The sequence below is a fragment of the Sorangium sp. So ce448 genome (genome assembly GCF_051520915.1).
Lineage (GTDB): Bacteria > Myxococcota_A > Polyangia > Polyangiales > Polyangiaceae > Sorangium > Sorangium cellulosum_B.
In genome coordinates, this window is record NZ_CP150343.1 from 4,309,702 (window position 1) to 4,330,966 (window position 21,265).

A 21,265-nucleotide genomic window follows, 5' to 3' on the forward strand; every position below is an offset into this window, starting at 1 on the left:
GGCGACCCGCGTCAGGTCTGCGGGTGCCAGATCAGCGTGAGCTCGGGGCCGAGCGTGAGCGCGAGGCCCTCGGCGGGCACCATCACGCGGCGGACCTTCTGGCCTGCGAACCTCGTCCCGTTCGTCGAGCAGAGATCGAGGGCCATGATCTCCGCCCCGTCCCGCAGGAGCAGCAGGTGGGTCCGCGAGATGTGCGTGCTCAGGACGGCGCGCAGGCCGCGGTCCAGGCAGTTGTCGGCGCGCCCGAGCAGCACGCCGTCGTCGAGCGCCTGCTGGGGCAGCTCGACCGCGGCGCTGCGCTCGCTCGATTGCAGCGTGAGCCGCACGTACCCGCTCTTCGCGCGCGGCGCCACCATCTCCTCGATGTGCGAGACGGGGCGCACCGACGTGATGTGCGAGATCTCTCCGCGGGCGAAGCGGTGGCTGGTCGTGATGCCCTCGGTCGCCGGGGGCGGCGCGGCGCCCTCGCTGACGGCCTTGCTCGCGACGCTCTCGAGGCCGCGCGGCGGCTCGCTCATCCCGCACGAGCTCACCTCGAGCACCCTCGACGAGGCGCGCGGCCCGACCGGGAGCCCGCCGACCACGTGCTTGCCGATGCGCACGAGCAGCGGGCCGCTGACGACGATCGACCGCCGCGGCACGTCGTCGTCCACGAAGAAGGGGATCGAGGTCTGCAGATCCATGAGCCGCAGGCCGAAGCCGCCGTCGGGGAGGTTGCAGCAGGTGGCGACCAGGTGGCGCACGCAGACGTCGTCGCCCGACGCGAACTTCATGTCGCAGCGCGGGTGCGAGCCGAAGACGGCATATGCGCTGCTGTTCGCGGGCAGGTCCAGCCACGCGACGTCACCGCCTGACACGCGGAACAGCCGGTACCCCTCGCTCATCGGCGACTCGGGAGGGTTCAGCGCCATCACCGCCTCGGCGGTGGAGAGCGCGCGCCGCATCGTGGCGACGTCGATCCGCGGTTCTACCGTCATCGCGCGCTCCACGAGCGGCGCGAGGTCGCGCGCGTCGCGGTCCGCGTCGGACCGCCGAGCTCGAGCGTGAACGGCGGAGTCGCTGCGCAGGCCTCCGGCAGAGCCGCGGCAGGAGCGAGCGTGGTGGATGTCAGACAGCGGCGAGGCCTCATGCGGTCGAGCCGAATCCTACCGGAATTTTTCGTCTGGGGCTCTTTCGCTGCGCGCCCCGAATCTGCTGTGGCCGGCGGGGCTCGGGTCGAGACGACGGCTGTCCGGTTCAGCTCACGCCGACGCTGACCTCCGCAACGAGCTCGCCGCCCCAGCGCCAGAAGGCCACCGAGCGGCTGAACAGGACGATGACCTCCAGCCCGAGCCCTCCGCCGAATTCGAGCCGAAAGCGCCCGACGTCCACCTCGATGAGTTGCATGCTCCCCGAAGACGCGAGAGTCGGGCCAACCGTGGATCCGTGCGCGTTGCACGCTGGTGTGTCCGCCGGAGGCACGGCCTCGCCTCGGCCGGTGCGCAGGGCGCGCCGGCCCGCGTCAGGGAGCCAGGGCGAGGCCCCGCTGCGCGCCGCCACGCCAAGGGGGGGCAGCGGGCGGCAACGTGGCGCGCGCTCGCGGCAGGGACAGGGGCGAAGGGGCGAGCGCCGGCCGAGCGCCGGCCGAGCGCCGGCCGACGCTGGCGAGCGGGCGTGGAGCCGCCGCGCGGTCGCCGGCAGACGCGCCATTTTGACGCCGCCCGCACGGTGTCTATCCTGGTCGCGGTGTCCCGGATCCTCCCACGCTTCGACTATCGCATCGAGTTCGCCGCATCGACCGATGTCGGCCTCGTCCGCCCGAGCAATGAGGACCGGATCCTCTGTTGCCCCGAGCTCGCCCTCTTCGCCATCGCCGACGGGATGGGCGGCCACGCCGCGGGCGAGGTCGCGGCTCAGATCGCCGTCGACACGGTGCGCGGCGAGGTGCTCCGTCCGCCCGCCGCCGCCATCCTCGACGCGTACGTGGCCGACCCGAACATCGAGGCGCGGCGCGAGGTGTTCGCGCTGCTCCGGCGCGTGACCGAGGCCGCGCACGCGGCCATCCTGGAGGCGCGCCGCACGGAGCCGAGCTACCAGGGGATGGGCACGACGCTCGATTTCGTCGTGCTCGCGCACAGCCGGGCGTTCTTCGCCCACGCCGGCGACAGCCGCGCGTACCTGGTTCGCCCGACGACCACCGTCCAGCTCACCCAGGACCACGCTCTCTACGATACGCTCCGCGCGGCCGGAAACCCGACCCCGGCCAGGAAGCCGCAACGGAACCCGCTCGTGAACGCGATCGGGCTCGCGGGCACCGTCGCTGTCGACACCGTGTTCGTCGATCTCTCGCGCGGCGACCGCATCCTCCTCTGCACCGACGGGGTGCACAACGCGATCGACAGCGAGGCGTCGCTCTCCCGCTTCTGCTCGAAGGGCGGGCCCCAGGAGGTCGCCGCGGGCCTCCTCGGCCACGCGCGCGAGCGGGGGGGCCACGACAACGCGAGCGCGATCGTCATCGACATCAAGGAGCGCTTCGTGAAGCGCGCGGACGACGCCGGCCCCTCCTCGCGCGATCTGTCGGTGCTCTCCGCGTGCCCGCTCCTCGCCGGCATGAGCCCCGCGGCGGTGCTCGGGGCGCTCGCGGCCGGCGTCGAGGTGGAGCTCTGCGCGGGGGATCGGATCCCGCGCGACGTCGCCAGCGATCTGGTCGCTTACCTGGTGCTCGACGGGGCCGTGAATCTGCCGGACGGGCGGCGCGTCGGGTCCTCCGGCCTGCTCTTCCCGGAGTCGCTCGTGGGCGCGCGGCGCAAGGGCGAGCTGCCCGTCGCCGCGGCGCGGACGCGGCTCATCCGGATCCGCAAGGACGATTTCGCCGAGGTCTGCGAGCACGACGCGGAGCTCGCGGCCGCCCTGTACCAGCGGCTCGCGCGGTACCTCGCGCTCGGGACGGGATGAGCGCGGCCGAGATGCAGCTCTCCCTGCTCCACCTGGACGATCGCGTCGCGGCCTTCGCGAAGCCGTCCGGGCTGCTCGTTCACCGCGGCTGGGGCGACGCGCCGGTCGTGTTCGTCGACCTCGCCGAGCGCGCGCTGGGCCGGAAGGTCTACCCGGTCCACCGCCTCGACCGCGCGACGAGCGGCGTGCTGCTCGTCGCGCTCGACGCCGCGGCCGCGGCGCTGCTCTGCGCGCAGTTCGAGCAGGGCCTCGCGCGGAAGCGCTACCTGGCGCTCGTGCGCGGCGTGCCCCCAGAGCGCGGGTGCGTCGATCACCCGATCCCGCGGCGCGAGGGCGGGCCGCGCGTGCCGGCCGTCACCGACTTCGAGCGCCTCCACGCGCTCGAGCGTTACGCCGTCGTCGAGGCGCGCCCGCGCACGGGCCGCCTGCACCAGGTGCGGAGGCACCTCAAGCACATCAGCCACCCGATCATCGGCGACGTGAACTACGGCAAGGGCGAGCACAACCGCCTGTTCCGCGAGCGGTACGCGCTGCACCGCCTCGCGCTCCACGCGGCCGAGCTCGCCGTCGCCCACCCCGAGACGGGCGCGCCGCTGCGCCTCGCCGCGCCGCTGCCCGACGACCTGCGGGGCCCGTTCGATCAGCTGGGCGTGCCGGCGTGGATCGGCGCCGTCGGCGACGCGACCGCTAGCCCGCCCCTGGAGAGCGGCGCTTCGGGGTGACGCTATGGCCGGCGCGGATCCCCTCGAGGGAGAGCGCCGAGCCTCGCTGGACGAAGCCGCCGTCGAACGGGTTCTCGGCGAGAAACAAGGGCGTGTCGAGATCGACGAACGAGAACCCGCCGAGGCCGGCGGCGAAGCACGCCGACGCCGTCATCGCGAGCACCGACTCGACCATCCCGCCGATCATGAGCCCGAGCCCCGCGGCGCGGGCGACCGCCGCGATGTCGAGCGCCTCGGCGATGCCGCCCTTCATCAGCTTGATGTTGACCACGGTCGCCGCGCGCTCCGCCGCGACGCGGAGCACGTCCTCCGCGGAGGCGGCGCTCTCGTCGGCGGCCACGTCGACGCCGGCGCGCCGCGTGACCTCCTTCATGCCGTCCCAGTCGTCCCGCGGCACCGGCTGCTCCAGCAGCGCGACGTTTGCGCCGAGCCGGCGCGCGTGCGCGACGAGCGCGAGCGCCTCGCCCGCCGTGAGCCCGCCGTTGCCGTCGAGGATCAGCGACGCCCCGGGCGCGGCCGCGTAAATCGCCTCGATGCGCGCCGGGTCCGACGCGGCGAGGCGGCCGCCGACCTTCACCTTGAGCGCGCGGAAGCCCATGGCCGCGGCGCGCCGCGCGGCCTCCCCCGCGCGCTCCGGCGAGCCGGTGGTGATGGTGATGTCGGTCGTGAGCGCCGTCCCGGAGCCGCCGAAGAAGGCCCAGAGCGGCATGCCCGCGCGCTTCGTGAGCGCGTCGAGGATCGCTGTCTCGATCGCGCAGCGCGCCGCGCCCGCGCCGCCCCCGGACGCCTCGCGGAGCGCGCGCGCGACGGCGCGCCACGCGCGCGCGTCCGAGCCCACCACCGCCTCGCGCAGGGAGACGGCGGCGGCGCGTGACCCGTCCTGCGTCTCGCCGTTGAACGCGGGCAGCGGCGCCGCCTCGCCGAAGCCGAGCGTCCCGTCGGCGAGCTCCACGGTGACGAGGAGGTTCGCCGCGCGCTCCTGCGCGCCGCCGGCGATGCCGAACGGCTCGTGCAGGGGGATGTCGAGCGCCTCGACCGAGACGCGCCGGATCAGGGTGGGGGTCGTCAAGACGAGCGTCGCCTCCTCGGCAGCGTCAAGGGGATCGGCGGCCGCCGCCGGCAGGCGGCGGAGCCGCCGCCGGGCCGAGCAGCGCCTCGATCTCCCGGGAGATCTTGTCCGTCTCGCCGTCCTCGTAGCCCGCGTGGACATGGCGCACGACGCCGTCCCGATCGACGACGAACGCGGTCGGCATCCTCCGCGGCCTGTACGCCTTCTCCGCGCGCTGGTCCTTGTCCCAGAGGATCTTGAACCTGACCCCCGCCTCGTCCGCGAACCCCGCAATCTGCTCCGTCGAGACGTCCTCGGGGGCGTCGAGGGAGACGGCGAGCACGGCGAGATCGCCGCCGAAGCGGTCGACGAGCTCCTGGTACCTGGGGAACGATCTTCTGCAGGGGCGGCAGTAGGTCGCCCAGAAATCGACGATCACCACCTTGCCGCGCGCTTCCTTGAGCGTGGAGGGCCCCTCGCCGCTCACGACCTCGGCCGCGAGCTCGGGCGCCGCCGAGCCGATCAGGCCGCCGCCCGCCTCGGGCGCCGGCGGAGCGACGGGCGCGGCGCCGCCGCAGCCGCCTGCGAGCGCGAGGGCGAGCGAGGCGCAGAGGGCCGCGAGGACACGGGCGAACGACGGCGATGAACTGGGCCTCATGATGCGATCTCCCTCCCCGATCAGGGCTCGCGATCCACGATGGAAGCGAGCATCTCTCCCTCGGCGCAGAGCGTCCCGTCGACGCTCGCCTCGCCGCGCAGCTTCCAGACGTTCGAGCGGTGGTGCAGCACCTCGGCGTAGAGATCGAGCCGGTCGCCGGGCGTCACGGTGTGGCGGAACTTCGCCTTGTCGATGCCAAGGAAGAACATGAGGTTCGACGTGGCGTCGAACGGATCCGACGCATAGGCGAGGATGCCGCCGAGCTGCGTGAGCGACTCCAGGATCAGCACCCCGGGCATGATCGGCCGCTGGGGGAAGTGCCCCTGAAACCAGGGCTCGTTGTAGGCGACGCACTTGTAGCCGCGGATGCACTTGTTGGCGGTGATCTCCGTCACCCGATCGACCATCACGAGGGGGTAACGGTGCGGCAGGATCGACAGGATCTGATGGATGTCGAGCGTGACGGGCGCTTGGGTTCGCTCAGGCAAGGCCGGCTCCTTTCCGCGGTGTGGAGCGCGCGGGCGGCGCGCTACTTCGCGTCGTCCTTCTTCTCTGCCTTGTCGCCGCCCGCGTCGTCCTCGCCGCCGCCGGTGTTGTAGAGCTGGATGACCTGCTCCGTCAGATCGAGATCGGCGCGGACGTACGGGGCCGCTTGCTTGTCGAAGATGATCTCGTAGCCCGACTTCTTCGCGATCCTGCCGACGATGAGCATCATCTTCTTGAGGATGGGCCCGGTGAGCTCGCCCTGCTTCTTCTGGAGCTCCTTGTTGTAGTCGACGAACACGGTCTGGAGCTCGACCATCTGGCGCTGCCAGTCCTCCATCCGCTTCTGGAGCGACTCGCGCGAGAGCACGCGCGACTGCTTCTCGATGTCCTCGCGCGCCCGCTGGAGCTCGGTCTGCTTCGCGTCGAGCTCCTGCTGCCGCCGGTCGAAGAGCTTCTTCAGCGTGGCCTGCGCTCGGATACCGTCCTCCGTCTGCATGACGGCGTGCTGCACGTCGACGACGGCGATCCGGGTCTCGGCGGCGGCGACGCTCGGCACGGCGAGGGCGAGCGAGACGGCGGCGGCGCGGGCGATCCGGGCGAAGAGCGACGCGGGCCGACGGACGGGAGAGCGGGAGACCATTGGAGGCGATTACCTGCCGCGTGACGGACGGTCAAGGTGTGCGGGGGATCAGAGGCACTTGCCCGAGATGCAGCTCTCGCCGTCGGGGCAAGGCTCGTCGAGCGAGCACTCCGGCGCGACCTCCTCCCGCGTCTTGCAGAACCCGTCCTCGCAGCCGACGAAGCGGCTGTCGATGAGCTGGCAGGCCCGGGTGTTCTCGCACGGGTAGTGGCAGTAGCCGTCCTCCATGCACTCCTGGCCCTGCGCCGCGCAGGCCTTGGCGCCGCAGCCGGGCTGAGGCGAGGGGTCGTTCATGCACGCGCCGGTGGCCGCGTTGCACACCTCGCCGGGCGCGCAGTCCGCGTGCGTCGCGCAGCCGGTGGTGCAGGCGCCGTCGACGCAGACCGCGCCGCCCTCGCACGGGGCCGCGTCGCCGCACTCGGGGTTCGCGGGGTCGGGGACGCAGACCCCGCGGTCACAGCGCGTGCCGGGCTCCGTGCAGGGCGCGGCGTTGGAGCAGCCATCTCTGCACTCGCCGTTCACGCACACCCTGCCGTCGCCGCACTCGTAGCTGAACTCGCACGCCGCGATGCAGAGCCCGTCGACGCACCGCGTGCCGTCCTCGCATGCGCTGTCGCCGTCGCAGGGACACGTGGTGAGCTCCGCGTCGCACTCGGCCTCCGCGCCCCCCGCGCCGCCCTGGCCCGCGCCGCCCTGGCCCGGGTCTGCCGGACCCGCGCCGCCCTGACCCCCGCTGCTGCCGGTGTCGATGTCCGGCTCCACGGGGCGACACCCGTAACCGTCGCAGAGGAAACAGTTCTCGCCATCGGGGTCGCACTGGAGCGACGCGTCGCCACAGCCGCCGCAGCCCGTCGCGGTCGCGCCGATCATCAGGAACAGCGCGCCTCGACCCAGGATCTTCGCAAGGGGGGAATGAAGAAGCATCGAAGTCCTCCAGCGGCGGCCGGCACCGGCGCGGCCTTCCCGCACGACTACCATGACGCGCGCTAACACGCAGCGTGCCACGGGGCGGCAGGAGCGGAGCGCCGGGAAGCCCGACGAGGCGCTCATTCTGTGAACCTGCGTTCACCTGCGCTCGTCGCGCGAGGTTCACTGATCCGCGGGGGTCGCGCGGTGGGAGGCGGGGGACGGCCGGCGCTCGGGGCCCGGGCGCGATGGGGAGGGCCGCAGCAGGCGCTTCCGGTCAGGGCGAAGGTGCGGAGGCGCTCGCTGCGAGCAGCCCGGCCGGTCACCCCGTGAGGATCAGGAGCGGTACCCGGCGTTCACGTCGACGTAGCCGTGTCCGAGGTCGCTCGTGAGGTACGCGAAGTCGCCGGGGCCGCTGCCGAGCACGAGCTCGATGACATAGGTGTCGCGCGCGAGCACCTCGTTCGCCTTGAGCTCGGCTTCCGCCCCGATCGGCGCGCCGTTCCGCACGATCGGGATCCCGCCGACGAGGATCTGGGCCTCGCGCGGGTCGAAGGGGACGCCTGCGCGGCCCGCGGCGGCGAGCAGCCGCCCCCAGTTCGCGTCCTTGCCGAACAGCGCGGTCTTCACGAGCATCGACGTGGCCACCGTACGCGCGACGGCGCGCGCACCGTCGCGCGTCGCGAGCCCGCGGACGCGGATCTCGGCGACGTGCGTGCTGCCCTCGCCGTCGGCCACCATCGAGCGCGCGAGCTCGCCGCACACCTCGGTGAGGCCCGCCGAGAGCTCGTCGCGCGACACGCGGCGCTGCGACGCGCCGGAGGACAGGAGGAGCACCGTGTCGTTGGTGCTTGTGTCCCCGTCGACGCTGCACGCGTTGAACGTCACGTCGCACGAGGCCGCCAGCGCGTCGCTCGCCTCGCCGGCGTCGAGCACGGCGTCGGTGAACAGGAAGACGAGCATCGTCGCGTGGGGCGGGCCCACGTCCGGGTGGATCATCCCGGCGCCCTTGCCGATGCCGAGCAGCGTCGCGCCGGCGCCGAGCTTGCGCTGCGCGAGCTTCGGCCAGCGGTCGGTCGTGCAGATCGCCTGGGCGAAATCGAGGTAGCCCTTCGGCGACAGGCGGGCCGACAGCTCGGGGACACGCTCGATGATCCGGTGCGCCGGCAGGACGGCGCCGATCACGCCGGTCGAGGCGGGGAGCACCTCGTCCTCCGAGGCGCCGATGGACTCGGCGACGGCGCGCGTCGTATCGAGCGTCGCCTTCCAGCCTGCCTCGCCCGTGCACGCGTTCGCGCACCCGCTGTTGGCGACGACGGCGCGAGCGCGCCCCGACAGGACGCGCTGCATCGCGATGTCCACGGGCGCCGCGCGCACCACGTTCCGCGTGAACATGCCGGCGACGATCGCCGGCTGATCGGCCACCGCGAGCGCGACGTCGATGCGCCCGTCTTTCCGGATCCCGGCGCTGATGGCGCCGAAGCGAAAACCTGCAACTGGCTCGAAGCTCATGAGGGCGCGGAGTCTACGCACGAACGCGCGCCGGGAGAAAGCGACAAGCGGATGGCGCGCGCCCCGGGGGATGAGACGCCCGGAGGCGGCCGAGCTGAGCGCGGCAATTGCAATGCTCTGCCCCGATGATCTCGGTCCGGATTGTCGACATCAAGGGCCTGTATCTGCCGGGCTTTCCCGACAGCACGGCGCCGCCGGGGACGACGCGGGCGGCTGGATACAAGCCAGGTTACAAGAGCCTCGATAACCGGGGACGCGTCTACATCAACCGAGATCTCGATGGGCAGTGGGCAAAGAATACGCAGCTCGTCGAGATCACGGTCGAGGTGACGAGAACCGAGGGCGAGCTGCCAGAAGGAGCCCGGATTCGCTGGAGCGCGCGCGATCCAGACGATCCCTCGAATGAGCGGCCGGAGGTGCACCCGGACTGGGCGGCCACCCTCGACGAGAACGATTACGACGCCGCGGGGGACTATGTGGGCCCGGCTGAAGACGACAACGAGGGAACGCAGGACAGGGCACCTGGCTGGGAAGAGGTGGAGGGCTACGCGCTGTCCGACGTGACGGAGACCAGCGCGAGCACGGCGGTCGTGGGGGGGCGGAGCACGATCCGGCGCCACATGACCGACATCGCCGGAGACAACCTGATCGTGCGCGCCGAGCTCGACGCCGGTGGCGTCGCCGAGGCGGCCGGCGACGAGACCGGGATCATGACGCTCTGGCGCCGGATCGACGTCGAGTACATCCGGATGGAGAGCGCGCCCCCGGTCCCCGTGGAGCAGGCGCCGGAGCACTTCGAGCCCGTCTTCACCCAGCTCGATTTCACCGAGGCGCGCGTGATCCAGGACCTGCAGCAGATGGCGCTCGACGCGGGCACGCTCGGCGAGATGGCCTCGCGCTTCGTGAGCGAGCACTTCGAGCACGCCGGGGAACCTGGCTGGTTCTGCCTGATCGCCGCGCTCGAGCCGCACCCCGTGCCCGAGGTCCGGGGCGACCTGCTGTTCTCCGGGAGCGTCACGATCCTGGACGGCGGCGAGGGCGAGCGGCGCGGCGAGTACGTGGAGATCCCCGGCGCCCACCCGGAAGCGAGCTACGTCACGTTTCGCTGGGACGGCTGGCAGATGAGCTTCTCGGTCGCGAGCGCGGCGATCCTCGACGACCCGCCGCGGACCCGCCTCTGGCTCGCGCCGCACGACATCCAGAGCCAGTTCACCGCGGGCGACGGGTCCCTGGCGCACGCGTACGAGCGGCGCCTCTTCTTCTTCCCTCGGGCCCGCCGCAGGGACGGGGCGTGGGAGCCCCCGGGCTACGGCATCCCCGCGCGCGTCGAGGCCGACGTGCGGGGCTCAGGGGCCGCCTACACCGCCGGCATGAGCCCCACGATCGACATCGGGCCGGCGAGGTACTTCGCCGGCAGGACGATCCTCTTCACCCATCACAGGGCGTGGTGGGACCCCGAGGGGGCGCAGCCCCGGCGCGGCTACGAGCAAGCCACGCTCCACACGATCGTCCACGAGCTCACGCACGCGTTCGGGATGCCGCACAAGTGCGGCTACTTCGATTACCGGCAGCCGCGCCGGACGACGTGCTGCATGAACTATCGGTCCCACTGGATGGTGGACGCCGACCAGCAGCTCATCCCCGGGACCGACGGGCGGGTCGGCAACGACCTGTGCGGGCGCCACGTGAAGGAGACCCGGCGCGTGCGCCTCGAGAACAACAGGGGACTTCGATGGAGATGAGGGGCTGTCATGTCCGATGAACACGCGCGGAGCGCCGGGGACCCGGTCGGCCCGCCTGGGCTGGTGCTCCGGTCACTCGATCACGATCGCCGCTATGTGCTCGGTTTCCCCCTGCACGTGGCCATCACGCTGTGCGCCGACCGCCCTGGGGCCTGCATCCTGCGGCTCCCGCGCCCGAGCTGGGCGGGCAACGCCGGCGCGATCGGCGTCCGCCTCGCGCGGGCGGGCACGGGCGAGGAGGTCGTGAGGACCGAGCCCGCGCCGGTCGTGCTCCCCGAGCACGGCACGCCGGTGTTCCGCCTGTGCCCGGGCGAGTGCAGGCGCATGCTCATCGATGTCTCGTCGTACCTCCCGGCGGGGCTCGATCCCGGCCAGTACACGCTGGCGATCGTCTACGTCGGGCCGCCGGACCGCGCGGAGAGCGCGCCGGCGCCGATCGAGCTCGCGGCGCCGAGCCCCGAGGAGCAGCGCGAGCTCGGGCGCCTGGCGCCCGAGGCCGCCCGCGCCGGCTCCTGGGGCCGCTGGACGAGCCTCCCTCCGGAGGGCGGCGCGGTGCTCACAGGCCGCGTGGAGCCGGGCGATCCGCTCCGCTTCGACAGCGTCCTGCGTTATCTGTTGTACGGACCGCAGCCGCTCGGTGACGTGGATCCGGCCCTCCTCGACGTGCTCCGCGGCGTCTACGAGCCGGAGGCCCACGCGCTCCGCGCCGAGATCTACGCCGCGCGGGGAGACGCGGCGCGCTTCGCGGAGGCGGCGGCGTTCATCCGGGCCACCTATCCGGGGCTCGCCTGGTGGGTCGAGCGGATCGAGGCGGGGCAGAGCGAGATCGGCTTCGTCCGGGCATGCCGGGCGAACCCGTGCGGCGGGTGAGCGGCGGCTCCGGTCCACGCTCGCCCACGCCCGCCCACGCCCTCGCCGCCCCGCCGGCTCCACACGCAGATCACGCGATTGCAACGCGATGTTCACGTTGAGCGGGTTCAATGGTCGCCGAGCGATGCTTGACGCGATGCGAACCATGGCAAGGTGCTTCTGCAGAAGGACGCGGTCGTGAGCGCGCTGCCGCCCGACGCCGTGACGTCGCTCCCGGGCGCCGAGGCCGCCGCCGTCTCGTGGCGCACGCAGGGCCAGCGCTACATCACGATCATCGTCAAGGCGAGCTTCGCGTTCACGCCCGGCGCGGCCATGTGGCGGACGGAGCCGCAGGAGATCCTCCGCGCCGAGGTCCATCACGGCAAGAACCCCGCGCGGAGCGTGCGGTTCACCGGCGATCTCGCGCCCTACCTGGGCCGCGCGGACGTGCTCTTCACGGGCGACGCCCACGCCCCCGAGGGGGCGCATGTCGAGCGCTTGCCGGTGCGGCTCGCCGTCTTCGGCGCGGGCGGCTGCGCGCTCGACAAACGCCTCCTCGTCCGCGACAAGAAGCCGTTCCAGCGGATGCCCCTCGTGTACGAGAAGGCAGCGCGCGGCGCGAACGGGTGGGAGAACCCCTTCGGCATCGACGCGAGCGACGGCGAGGCCAGGGTCCTCGATCCCCGGGACCCCGCGCGGCCCGCGGGGCTCGGCCCGATCGCGCGCGCCTGGCCCGTGCGCAAGCGGCTGCTCGGCAAGACCCGGCGCGAGACGCTCGAGGGCCCGAACGCGGAGATCCCCGCTGGCTTCGACTGGTCGTACTTCCAGGCGGCGCCCCCGGACCAGCGGATCGACTATCTGCGCGGCGACGAGTCGATCGTGCTCGAGAACTTGCACCCGGCCGCTCCCCGGCTGGAGATGCGCCTGCCCCGAGCGCGCGGCGTGGCGCGGATCCACGGGCTCGCCGCGCCTCCTGCGACAGGGGGCGACGTCATCGAGCTCAACGCGGACACGCTCCGGATCGACGGCGCCGAGCAGCGCTGCACGGTCGTGTGGCGTCAGATCGTCCCCGTCCCCGACGACCATGCCCTCGCGGCCGTGCGGATCGCGGCCGGCGTCGCGGTCGACGGCGAGGAGCTCGCGTGGCCTGACCTACGCCCCGGGTGGGCCTCCGGCGCCGCGGGAGCGGTTCCGGGTGCGCTCCCGATCGGCCCGCAAGGGACCGTGCACATCGAGGACGCGCCCGGCCAGGCGCGCCGGCGGGACGGGGATCCGGGGCGCACCATCCACCTCTCGGACGACGAGATCGAGATCATCGACCTGATCCAGGGCCCGTCGCCGCTGCTGACGGTCGCGCTCTCCGACGAGCTGGGCGAGGCGGCGGTGCGCGCGCCGGCGCTTCCGTTTGCGCCCGCGCCGGGATCGGCGAGCCAGAGCCCGCCCGATCCGGCGCGACCGCAGATCCATGCCGTCGTGACCGCAACGCTCGCCGACGAGCTGAGCGAGGCGGCGGTGCGCGCGCCGGCGCTTCCGTTCGCGCCCGCGCCGGGATCGGCGCGGCAGGGCCGGTCCGAGCCAGCGCGACCGCAGATCGATGCCGTCGCGAGCGCGACGCTCGCCCTGTCGAGCGAGGAGGAGGTGCGCGTCGGCGAGCGGCCCGCGATCCCGTTCTTCTTCGACCCGAGGCCCGCGCCCCTCCTCGAGCTCAGGGCGCCCATCCCCGGCGCGCCCTGGTCTGGCGCGCTCGCTTCACCGGCGCCCGGCCCGCCCATGGGGCTCGCGACCCTCGCGCTGGAGGATGCTCCGCCGCCGTCCGCCGAGGTGTTGCCGCCGCCCGTCGAGTCTTCGTCCTACGCCGCCCCGGCCTCGGGCGTCCTCGCGCGTGAGCCCGAGCGGCCGGCCGCGTCCCGCTTCTTTCACGTCCTCCGGCGCGAGGACGAAGCGCCCTCCGGGTCGCTCCCGCCGCTCGGCGACGCCGAAGAGGTGAGCCTCGAGCGGTGCGCCATCGTCACGGCGGAGCTCGCCGAGAAGCCGGTCCCCCGCGCCGACGTGCTCAAGGCGCACGGCCTGTCGGAGGCGCGCTGGGCAGAGGCCGAGCGGCGGTGGCGGGACTCGATGACGGAAGAGGCCAGGCGCCGCGAGCGGGCGCTCCGCGACAGGTTCGACGCGGCCTACGTCGGCGCGTGGGAAGCCGTCTGTGGCCCCCTGCATGCGGCTGACTATGCCCGGCTGATCGTGGCGACCGAGCGCAGCGGGGACGCGGCGACGCTCGGCCACCGCGCGATCCGACGCACCGTGTGGGTGCGCATGAAGCGGCTCTGGGCCAGGCGCCTCGCCGACGATCCGCGCCTCAGGGCCCGCGTCGAGGCCGAGATCGCGAGGCTGCGCGAGGCGCCCCGCCAGCGCGTGAAGGCCGGCGCTCCCGCGGCGTACGCCGTCTGATCCGCGTCGCGCGCCGTGCCCCTTGACCGCGGCGCCCGGGGTTCCGAACATCATCGCTGGTGCAAGCGATGGTCCGTTCATGATCGACGCGTCGACGCTGGGCAAGGAGCTCGCGGGCCGGTACAGCGTGGAGGGGTTGCTCGGCGTGGGCTCGATGGGCGCCGTCTTCCGCGCGCGCCACCTCGCGCTCGCGCGGGTCGTCGCGATCAAGGTGCTCACCGGGCACACGGATCCGAACGCCGGGGAGCGGATGCTGCGCGAGGCGCGCATCTCGGCGCTCATCAAGTCGCCGCACGTGGTGAGCTGCTACGACTTCGGCTTCCTCTCGAGCCGTTCGCCGTTCATGGTGATGGAGTACGTGGGCGGCCCGTCGCTGGCCGCGAGGCTCCAGGATGGGCCGCTGCCGCTCGACGATCTGCGGCGCTACATGCTCCATGCGGCGCGGGGGATGGCCGCCGCGACCGAGCTCGGCGTGATGCACCGCGACCTGAAGCCGTCGAACATGCTGATCGCCCCGTCAGGGGAGCTGAAGGTCGCCGACTTCGGCCTCGCGCGCCTGACCGCCACGACGGGGCCCTCGGCGCTCCGGGAGCAGCCCCTCACCGCGATGGGCACCGTGCTGGGGACGCCGTTTTACATGGCGCCGGAGCAGGCGTGGAGCCCGCAGGAGAGCGACACGCGCGCGGACATCTACAGCTATGGCGCGTCGTTCTACCACGCGGCCACGGGACAGCGGCCGTTCGAGGAGCAGGAGCTCCTGCCGCTCCTGCTCGCGCACCGGCAGGACATCCCGGCCCGGCCGCGGGCGCTCCGTCCCGAGCTCGACGAGGACGTGCAGGCCGTCCTGGAGCGCTGCCTGGCCAAGGACCCGAAGGACCGCTTCCAGTCCTTCGACGAGATCGACACCGCCCTCGTGGGCGCCCAGAGCACCCGCTGGGGGGACCCGCACGACCTGACGCTCCGCGTGTACATGGAGCAGTACAAGCGCTTCCGGCCCGCCCTCCTGTCGGGCGGCCCTGCGGGGCCGGTCACGGCCTTCCAGTTCCACGGGGACAGGACGCTCTCGATCGTGCGCGCGAACATCGCAGGCGTGTCGGCCGACGCGCTCGTGAGCGCGGACGACGGGCAGCTCACCATGTCGGGCGGCGTGGCGCTCGCGCTGAACCACGCGAGCGGCGGCGTGTGCCACATGGAGACGCGCAAGTACGTTCCCGTGCGGCACGGAGGGGTGGTGGTCAGCTCCGGCGGCAGGTTGAACGCGCGGTTCGTGTTCCACGCGATCACGCTCGACTGGGATCACGTGGCGACCTACAGGCCGACGCGCGATCTCATCCTGCGGCTCCTGGAAGGGTGCTTCTATCACGCGGACACGATGAAGCTCCGGAGCATGGCGCTGCCGCTGCTCGGGGCGGGGCGAGCGGGCTTCTCGCCCGCCGAGTGCCTCGACACGATGGTCGAGTTCCTCGTGAAGGCGATGCTCCTCGGCGGGACAGGGCTGTCGCACGTGACGATCGTGCTGCGGGAGGGCGCCGGGGTCTGAGCGAGCGCCCTCTCGGGAGGTCGCGCTGCCCCTCCGGCACAGAAAGGCTCACTGGGGCACGCGCGATCTTCTGCGACACGGCGAAACCACGCAATCTGCGGGATCCCTGAGCCTGGACCAACCTTTGCTATCCGCGGAGGTGATGCGCATGTCGAGGATCCTGGCGATGGTTTCGATTTGTTTTCTGGCGTCCGCCTGCGTCGATTCGACGACGGTGGGCCCGGGCGGTCCCACGAGCAGCTCCTCCGGCGGCAGCGAAGGGGGGGACGGCGGCTCCGGCCCGGGGCCCGGCGGCGGCGCGGTCGATTGCTCGGCGTTCGAGGACGACGAGCCAGGACCGCAGGTGACGTTCACGGTGACCAACAACCGCGCGACGCCCATCTATCACCACAACGACAATTGCTCCGACCGCTTCCGCGTGGCTCCGGAGGGTGGGCAACTCGGCAATGCGGAGCTCTCGAACCTCGAGATGACCTGCGAGGAGGTCCAGACGGCAGAATACTGGCCGCTCGACTGCCACGACGGGAGCGTGATCGAGATCGCGGCCGGACAGAGCGCGACGTTCGGTTGGACAGGCGTGCTGTACGAGCGCCAGCAGATGCCGAGCGCCTGCGCGGTTCGGCCGGACAATCCATTCGTCGCGTTCTGCCAGCGCGCCGTCGCCGTGCAGCCCGGAGCGCTCGAGATCGCCATCGAGCTCTTCGGCGCGGCCAAGTGTGAACTAAGCAGCACATGCTTTAACCCCAGCGCACCGTTTACTGTCAGGCAGGATTTCACGTACCCGGACGACACGGCGGTTGCGATCGCGATCGACTGACGTCGCCGCCTCGCTCAACGGTCGATCGGACTCAGGGAGATCCCTCATCGGGATCGACATCGGGAGCATAACAGTTCGCGGTACCTCAACGAGGGTGGGCCAGGCGCGCCGCGTGGAGCGAGGGGGGCAGAGATGGCGCGGTCCCGGGCTCGACGTCCTCGCCGGGATCGCAGCGGTCATCGACGCTTGGTGCGTGGATGGGTGGGCGGCTTGCTGCGCGCGGGGTCGGCTTCCAGCGCGTCAATACCTCGGAGGTGGAGGGCAGACCCGCCTTCGGCTGGGTGTGGCGCTGGCGCTCCAGCGGGATGGTGGTGGCCTATCCGGAGATCCTCTGCGGCGAGAAGCCATGGAACGCGCCCACCGCTGAGGTATCGCCGATTCTCAGGAGAGTGAACGAATCCGGGTTCGATGATGCTTCGATGATCGAACCCACGCGCGCAGCGTGACTGTGATCTTGCAAGACGCCGCACCGCGAAGCGGTCGCGATGAAGAAAGGACCCTCGACTTTCGCCTCCTGATCGTAAGAGTATTCCACCCTCCCTTGACGGTCCGGACCTCTCTCCGCCGGGGGCCGCAGTCGGTCGCGGGATCGCGCAAGGGCCGACTCCGAGTGAGGGTACTGTCGGGATTATTTGCTTCTTGCAGCTGCGCGTCCGAGTGGGTCTTGCTTTCTCCGTGGTGATGCCCGGCCCCATCACACGGCGTATTCGAGTGTGAGCATCTGTCTGGCGAGCGTCGTGATCGCCGGGCATGTGGTCGGCGCAGGCCCGCGGGTGCATTCGTGAACACCGCGAACACGAGCGCGCTGGTCGAAAAATTTGAATCTTGACCCATGGTTCGAGGGTACGCAGGCGTCTCGATGGTTCAGTAATTCATCTCGAGCAGAAGCCTGCGGCTTCGCCGGTCCATCATGGAGAACCTTTCAATGCGCATCGCTCCGTTGCTCGGCTACTTATCCGCTTCGATGGCATGCGGCCTGCTGGCGTGCAACGCCGAGCGCATCGTGGGCGAGGACCTCGACGTCCTGGACTCCTCGTCGAGCAGCTCGTCGTCGTCGAGCAGCGGCTCGATCTCGTCGACGAGCAGCAGCTCGGGGACGGGCGGCGATGGGGCCGGCGGGGGCTCGTCGTCGAGCAGCAGCTCGGGGACGGGCGGCGGCGGGGCCGGCGGCGCACCCGACGCGTGCACGACATCCGAACCGTCGGTCTGCAGCAATCAAACCGGCGACCACTGCGGCTTCACCTATCAACTCTGGATGGACCGGGGGACCGGCTGCCTGACCAGCACCGCGGATGGCTTCAGCGTGGAATGGAGCGATATCAACAACTTGCTGGGCCGCAAAGGCCGGAGGCCCGGGTCGGCGAACCAGATCGTGACCTACGAGGCTGACTTTCAGCCAAACGGCAACGCCTACCTGGGTGTCTATGGGTGGACGAAGAAGCCGGACGTCGAATACTATATCGTCGATGGCTGGGGCACATGGCGCCCCCCTGGCGGAACAAGAACCATGGGCACCGTCACGAGCGACGGAGGCGTCTATGACATCTACAGAATCGATCGATCCGATGTGATTGGGATCGATGGCGTCAATGCCCCTCCCCAGTTCTGGAGCGTTCGCACGCAGAAGCGCACGAGCGGAACCATCACCGTCGCCAACCACTTCGACGCATGGCAGAGTCTGGGGATGAACATGGGGACCTTGAGCGAGGTCTCGATGTTCGTGGAGGGATATCAGAGCAGCGGAAGGGCTGAGGTGAGCTTTTCCTTGAGATGAGCGCCGGGGTCGGAGCGTCGCTCCGGCCCGCCCGCGGGCCGCTCGCCGAGCTAGCGCCCGTTCGCGCCGTCTCCCCGCGCGGCCACGGACACCCGCAGCGCGCCGATCCCGCGCGCCTCGGCCGTGGCGCCGGCGATGTCGATGACGAGCTCGTCGCCGGACACGATCGGCCCCACGCCCTGGGGCGTCCCGGTCGCGATGACGTCGCCAGGCTCCAGCGTCATCACCCGGCTGATGTACGCGACCAGCTCGGCCACTCCCCAGATCATCTGCGCCGTCATCCCGTCCTGCCGCACCTGGGAGTTCACGACTGCCCGCACGCGGAGCGCCGCGGGATCGAGCGCCGTCTCGATCCACGGCCCGACGGGGCAGAACGTGTCGAACCCCTTGCCCCGCGTGAATTGCACGTCCTTCCGTTGCAGATCCCGCGCGGTGATGTCGCCCAGGCAGGTGTACCCGAGCACGTGATCCAGCGCCTCCTCCGGCCGCACGGCCCGGGCGCGGCGGCCGATGACCACGCCGAGCTCCGCCTCGTGCTCGACTCGCTGGCTCTCCGGAGGGAGCACGATGGACTGGCCAGGACCGATGAGCGCCGACGGCGGCTTGAGGAAGAGGAGCGGCTCGACCGGGACGTCGTTGCCCAGCTCCTGCGCGTGCGCGGCGTAATTGCGCCCCACACACACGATCTTCGTGGGGGCCACGGGACAGGCGAGGTCGATGTCGGTCCACGCCACGGCCTCCCCCGTGGTCTTGCCGCCGAGCCAGGGCGGAGCGTCCAGGACGAGCGCGGCTGCGCCGTCGAGGCGGGCGAAGAAGGCTGGGCGATCCTGATCGGGAGGCGCGAGGCGAGCGAAGCGCATGGCGCGAGCAAAGCGCGATCTTCGCGTCGCGGCAAGCCTTGGGGAACCCGCGCACCGCGACGTACGAGCGCCGGGCGCCCGCCGGCGCGGAGCTCGTGCGTCATGGTCGTCGCGCGACGTCGGCGGCGGGCCGCCGTCACGGAGGAGGCGCCGCGACGCCTCGACGTCGCGCGACGAGGCGAGCCTCGTGATGCCCTTCCTCGAGCCACCCTTCCTCGTAACGGACCACCTCGAGCGCCTCGCCGAGGAGCCCCGGGAGCTCGCCGTCCTCGAGCAGCCAGCGCGCGCTCGGGTGCGCGTGCCGCAGCAGGTTCGACCGCGTCGGGTGCACGACGACGAGGTGGCCGCCCGGGGCGAGCTCCGCCGCGCAGGCCGCGAGCCTGCGCTCGAGGAAGTAGAAGATCAGGAGGAGGTCCCACGGCCCGGCAGGGAGCGGGTCGCGCTCCACGTCGAGCGCCACCGTGCGCAGCGCGAGCCCCTCTCTGGCCGCGGCGGTCCGCGCGATGCCGAGCCCGACCTCGGAGATGTCGGCCAGCGTCACGTCGAGCCCGCGCCGCGCGAGCCACAGGGCGTGACGACCCGCGCCGCCCGCCAGGTCGAGCGCGCGCCCGCGCCGGGGCAGGAGCGGATCGAGCGCCGTGAGCACGGCGGACGGCTCCCCCGGATGGCCGCCACCCTCGCGGTAGCGGGCGTCCCACCTCGTGCGATCGTCGTCCGACACGCTGTCCTCCTGTCCTGTTGGCCGCGCCGGGGCGAACACCGGCGAGCGCCCCTCGCTGGCGCGGAGCGTACCATCCTCCAGCGGGCCGCTTCGGCGCGGGGCGACGGCGCCGGCCGGCGTCTTCTGGACGCGCGGCATGACCTGGCCTAGCACGCCGGCGGTTCGCCATGCCCGAGTGCCTTACCCTGGCCCCGACCCCGGATCCCCGCCGCTTCCGCGCGCCCGACGGCGCGCTGCTCTCGCCACCCGAAGGCTGGGTGTGCCTGCCCCCGGGCGACGCCGGGCTCACCCGCCGGGTGAAGCTCGCGGGCCCGTCCTGGATGGTCGTCGAGAAGCGCGGGAGGAAGACGTTCTCCCAGGGTCTCTGGGCGCCTGCCGCCAACGTCGAGGCCGCCCGCGCGGCGCTCGAGGCCGAGCGCAGCACGCCCGCGTACGCGAAGAAGCGGGAGGCGGACGCCCGGCGGAGGGAGCGCGACCAGGAGGAGTACGTGCGCGAGTTCGAGGCGGCCGTGGCCGCGTTCCTCCGGTTCTCGCCGCGCTACGCGGCGCTCGCGCGGGCGGTCGCGACCAAGGTGACGCTGCACGCCACGCCGGTCGGCAGCGGCACCGTCGCCCGCACCGAGCGGATCCCGGTCGCGCAGCGCGCCGAGTCGGCCGTGATCGCCTGGATGCGGCACCAGACCACGGCCTACGACTCGATGGCCATCCCGCGCGTGAAGGGGATGCGCCGCGAGGTGCGGCGCGAGCTCGCGCAGATCTCCCGCGCCATCCTCGATCTCCATCGCGGCGACGCGCCGCACGCGGGCGCGTCGTGCCCGCTCTGCGCCGCGCTCTGACGCGCGGGGCGACGCAGCGCGAGCGCGTCACCCGCCGAGCAGCCCCTCGGCGACCAGCCGCGCGCGCAGCCCCGCGGCCCCGTCGAACACGTGCGCGCGCATCCCGATCGCGGCCGCCGCCTCGCAGTTCTCCGCGCGATCGTCGACGAACAGGCACTCGCCCGCTCCGACCCCGATGCGCGGCATGAGCCGATCGAAGAACTCGCGCGCCGGCTTGCGCACGCCCAGGTGATGGCTCGAATAGACCCCCTCGAACAGGACGTCGAGCGCGAACGCCTCGCGCACCTCCTCGACCCACACGGGGTAATTGCTCGCCACGAACCTCAGCGCGCGGCCCTCGAGCGACGCGACGATCTCCCGCACGCCGGGCAAGAACCGATATCCCGCGCGGCGCACCCGGTTGAACGCGTCGAGGTCGAACGAGAACCCCTCGGCGCCTTCACGAAAGAACCGGCGAGCGAACTCGGCCTCATCGATCTCGCCGATCTCGAACGCAGGCCAGCACGTGGGGTCGCGGTGCTTTGCAATCTCGGGGGGCGCGGCGGGCGCTGCGGGCGCGGCGGACCGGATCGCCGCGGCGAGCGCCTCCCGGTACGGGTCGTAGAGGACGGTATCCATCAGATCGAAACACACTGCGCGGACCATCAGGCCCGAACCGTAGCACCGGCGCGCGCCTGTGTGCGCACACAGGTCACAGAGGCGCACAGGCGTGCGGCCACACGGGTGAGTTGCGCTGAGGGCGCGCGAGCCAATGCGAGCCAGCGCGAACGAACCGGAT

General features: G+C 72.1%; 21 protein-coding genes. 10 read left to right on the plus strand and 11 right to left on the minus strand.

What is annotated here, in order from left to right; all coding sequences use genetic code 11:
• Positions 1–11 precede the first annotated feature (11 nt).
• On the minus strand, positions 12–977 hold the full coding sequence (locus WMF45_RS16460; RefSeq protein ID WP_437717835.1) for an FHA domain-containing protein: 966 nt from the start codon (positions 975–977) through the stop codon (positions 12–14).
• Between the two features lie 259 nt (positions 978–1,236).
• Entirely contained in the window at positions 1,237–1,386 is a 150-nt protein-coding gene (locus WMF45_RS16465; RefSeq protein WP_157906681.1) for a hypothetical protein, read from the minus strand.
• Between the two features lie 339 nt (positions 1,387–1,725).
• Between WMF45_RS16465 and WMF45_RS16470 the strand changes: the two genes are divergently transcribed.
• On the plus strand, positions 1,726–2,934 hold the full coding sequence (locus WMF45_RS16470; protein ID WP_437717836.1) for a protein phosphatase 2C domain-containing protein: 1,209 nt from the start codon (positions 1,726–1,728) through the stop codon (positions 2,932–2,934).
• Complete coding sequence (locus WMF45_RS16475) at positions 2,931–3,656, plus strand: pseudouridine synthase (protein WP_437717837.1); 726 nt, start codon at positions 2,931–2,933, stop codon at positions 3,654–3,656. The genes WMF45_RS16470 and WMF45_RS16475 overlap by 4 nt, the downstream gene beginning before the upstream one ends.
• On the opposite strand, the gene WMF45_RS16480 is transcribed toward WMF45_RS16475, so the two are convergent.
• The 6 genes from WMF45_RS16480 to argJ form a co-directional block, all read right to left on the minus strand.
• Positions 3,622–4,725, minus strand: a complete 1,104-nt coding sequence (locus tag WMF45_RS16480; protein WP_437717838.1) for a dipeptide epimerase — start codon at positions 4,723–4,725, stop codon at positions 3,622–3,624. The genes WMF45_RS16475 and WMF45_RS16480 overlap by 35 nt on opposite strands.
• Before the next feature lie 25 nt (positions 4,726–4,750).
• Complete coding sequence (locus WMF45_RS16485; protein WP_437717839.1) at positions 4,751–5,362, minus strand: TlpA family protein disulfide reductase; 612 nt, start codon at positions 5,360–5,362, stop codon at positions 4,751–4,753.
• 20 nt (positions 5,363–5,382) lie between these two features.
• On the minus strand, positions 5,383–5,850 hold the full coding sequence (gene fabZ, locus WMF45_RS16490) for a 3-hydroxyacyl-ACP dehydratase FabZ (RefSeq protein ID WP_012235490.1): 468 nt from the start codon (positions 5,848–5,850) through the stop codon (positions 5,383–5,385).
• Positions 5,851–5,891: 41 nt separating this feature from the next.
• Positions 5,892–6,488: an OmpH family outer membrane protein gene (locus tag WMF45_RS16495; RefSeq protein WP_437717840.1), complete on the minus strand. Its 597-nt coding sequence runs from the start codon at positions 6,486–6,488 to the stop codon at positions 5,892–5,894.
• Positions 6,489–6,536: 48 nt separating this feature from the next.
• Positions 6,537–7,412 carry a hypothetical protein gene (locus tag WMF45_RS16500; RefSeq protein WP_437717841.1) on the minus strand — a complete coding sequence of 292 codons (876 nt, stop codon included), beginning with the start codon at positions 7,410–7,412 and terminating at the stop codon, positions 6,537–6,539.
• A 318-nt stretch (positions 7,413–7,730) separates the two neighbouring features.
• A complete protein-coding gene (gene argJ / locus WMF45_RS16505; protein ID WP_437717842.1) occupies positions 7,731–8,906 on the minus strand; it encodes a bifunctional glutamate N-acetyltransferase/amino-acid acetyltransferase ArgJ in 1,176 nt (391 codons plus the stop codon).
• Between the two features lie 125 nt (positions 8,907–9,031).
• Here argJ and WMF45_RS16510 point away from each other — a divergent pair, with 125 nt between their 5' ends.
• The 7 genes from WMF45_RS16510 (at position 9,032) to WMF45_RS16540 (ending at position 18,070) form a co-directional block, all read left to right on the plus strand.
• A complete protein-coding gene (locus tag WMF45_RS16510; protein WP_437717843.1) occupies positions 9,032–10,648 on the plus strand; it encodes a hypothetical protein in 1,617 nt (538 codons plus the stop codon).
• A 9-nt stretch (positions 10,649–10,657) separates the two neighbouring features.
• Entirely contained in the window at positions 10,658–11,518 is an 861-nt protein-coding gene (locus WMF45_RS16515; RefSeq protein WP_437717844.1) for a hypothetical protein, read from the plus strand.
• Positions 11,519–11,671: 153 nt separating this feature from the next.
• A complete protein-coding gene (locus WMF45_RS16520) occupies positions 11,672–13,939 on the plus strand; it encodes a DUF2169 family type VI secretion system accessory protein (protein WP_437717845.1) in 2,268 nt (755 codons plus the stop codon).
• Between the two features lie 79 nt (positions 13,940–14,018).
• Positions 14,019–15,479 carry a serine/threonine-protein kinase gene (locus WMF45_RS16525; protein ID WP_437717846.1) on the plus strand — a complete coding sequence of 487 codons (1,461 nt, stop codon included), beginning with the start codon at positions 14,019–14,021 and terminating at the stop codon, positions 15,477–15,479.
• Between the two features lie 148 nt (positions 15,480–15,627).
• Positions 15,628–16,296, plus strand: a complete 669-nt coding sequence (locus WMF45_RS16530; protein WP_437717847.1) for a hypothetical protein — start codon at positions 15,628–15,630, stop codon at positions 16,294–16,296.
• Between the two features lie 197 nt (positions 16,297–16,493).
• Positions 16,494–16,742 (plus strand): hypothetical protein, encoded by a 249-nt coding sequence (locus WMF45_RS16535; protein ID WP_437717848.1) that lies wholly within the window; start codon positions 16,494–16,496, stop codon positions 16,740–16,742.
• Between the two features lie 464 nt (positions 16,743–17,206).
• Complete coding sequence (locus WMF45_RS16540) at positions 17,207–18,070, plus strand: glycoside hydrolase family 11 protein (RefSeq protein WP_437717849.1); 864 nt, start codon at positions 17,207–17,209, stop codon at positions 18,068–18,070.
• 50 nt (positions 18,071–18,120) lie between these two features.
• Here WMF45_RS16540 and WMF45_RS16545 read toward each other — a convergent pair whose 3' ends face one another.
• Both WMF45_RS16545 and WMF45_RS16550 read right to left on the minus strand, forming a co-directional pair.
• Positions 18,121–18,930 (minus strand): fumarylacetoacetate hydrolase family protein, encoded by an 810-nt coding sequence (locus WMF45_RS16545; protein WP_437717850.1) that lies wholly within the window; start codon positions 18,928–18,930, stop codon positions 18,121–18,123.
• Positions 18,931–19,066: 136 nt separating this feature from the next.
• On the minus strand, positions 19,067–19,789 hold the full coding sequence (locus WMF45_RS16550) for a class I SAM-dependent methyltransferase (protein WP_437717851.1): 723 nt from the start codon (positions 19,787–19,789) through the stop codon (positions 19,067–19,069).
• A 29-nt stretch (positions 19,790–19,818) separates the two neighbouring features.
• Here WMF45_RS16550 and WMF45_RS16555 point away from each other — a divergent pair, with 29 nt between their 5' ends.
• Positions 19,819–20,487: a DUF2293 domain-containing protein gene (locus WMF45_RS16555; RefSeq protein ID WP_437717852.1), complete on the plus strand. Its 669-nt coding sequence runs from the start codon at positions 19,819–19,821 to the stop codon at positions 20,485–20,487.
• 27 nt (positions 20,488–20,514) lie between these two features.
• Here the strand turns inward: WMF45_RS16555 and WMF45_RS16560 are convergent, their stop codons facing one another.
• The gene (locus WMF45_RS16560; RefSeq protein ID WP_437717853.1) at positions 20,515–21,132 is read right to left on the minus strand and encodes an HAD-IA family hydrolase; all 618 of its coding nucleotides are present in this window, start codon (positions 21,130–21,132) and stop codon (positions 20,515–20,517) included.
• Between the last annotated feature and the right edge of the window lie 133 nt (positions 21,133–21,265).

Bases quoted from the DNA above. Each gene is read 5' to 3' on its own strand.
- WMF45_RS16460 (WP_437717835.1), bottom strand. From the start codon at position 977: ATGACGGTAGAACCGCGGATCGACGTCGCCACGATGCGGCGCGCGCTC.
- WMF45_RS16485 (WP_437717839.1), bottom strand. From the start codon at position 5,362: ATGAGGCCCAGTTCATCGCCGTCGTTCGCCCGTGTCCTCGCGGCCCTC.
- WMF45_RS16515 (WP_437717844.1), top strand. From the start codon at position 10,658: ATGTCCGATGAACACGCGCGGAGCGCCGGGGACCCGGTCGGCCCGCCT.
- WMF45_RS16545 (WP_437717850.1), bottom strand. From the start codon at position 18,930: ATGCGCTTCGCTCGCCTCGCGCCTCCCGATCAGGATCGCCCAGCCTTC.
- WMF45_RS16555 (WP_437717852.1), top strand. From the start codon at position 19,819: ATGCCCGAGTGCCTTACCCTGGCCCCGACCCCGGATCCCCGCCGCTTC.
- WMF45_RS16550 (WP_437717851.1), bottom strand. From the start codon at position 19,789: ATGCCGCGCGTCCAGAAGACGCCGGCCGGCGCCGTCGCCCCGCGCCGA.
- WMF45_RS16560 (WP_437717853.1), bottom strand. From the start codon at position 21,132: ATGGTCCGCGCAGTGTGTTTCGATCTGATGGATACCGTCCTCTACGAC.
- WMF45_RS16510 (WP_437717843.1), top strand. From the start codon at position 9,032: ATGATCTCGGTCCGGATTGTCGACATCAAGGGCCTGTATCTGCCGGGC.
- WMF45_RS16475 (WP_437717837.1), top strand. From the start codon at position 2,931: ATGAGCGCGGCCGAGATGCAGCTCTCCCTGCTCCACCTGGACGATCGC.
- WMF45_RS16500 (WP_437717841.1), bottom strand. From the start codon at position 7,412: ATGCTTCTTCATTCCCCCCTTGCGAAGATCCTGGGTCGAGGCGCGCTG.
- WMF45_RS16540 (WP_437717849.1), top strand. From the start codon at position 17,207: ATGGAGAACCTTTCAATGCGCATCGCTCCGTTGCTCGGCTACTTATCC.
- WMF45_RS16525 (WP_437717846.1), top strand. From the start codon at position 14,019: ATGATCGACGCGTCGACGCTGGGCAAGGAGCTCGCGGGCCGGTACAGC.
- WMF45_RS16530 (WP_437717847.1), top strand. From the start codon at position 15,628: ATGTCGAGGATCCTGGCGATGGTTTCGATTTGTTTTCTGGCGTCCGCC.
- WMF45_RS16535 (WP_437717848.1), top strand. From the start codon at position 16,494: ATGGGTGGGCGGCTTGCTGCGCGCGGGGTCGGCTTCCAGCGCGTCAAT.
- WMF45_RS16495 (WP_437717840.1), bottom strand. From the start codon at position 6,488: ATGGTCTCCCGCTCTCCCGTCCGTCGGCCCGCGTCGCTCTTCGCCCGG.
- WMF45_RS16465 (WP_157906681.1), bottom strand. From the start codon at position 1,386: ATGCAACTCATCGAGGTGGACGTCGGGCGCTTTCGGCTCGAATTCGGC.
- argJ (WP_437717842.1), bottom strand. From the start codon at position 8,906: ATGAGCTTCGAGCCAGTTGCAGGTTTTCGCTTCGGCGCCATCAGCGCC.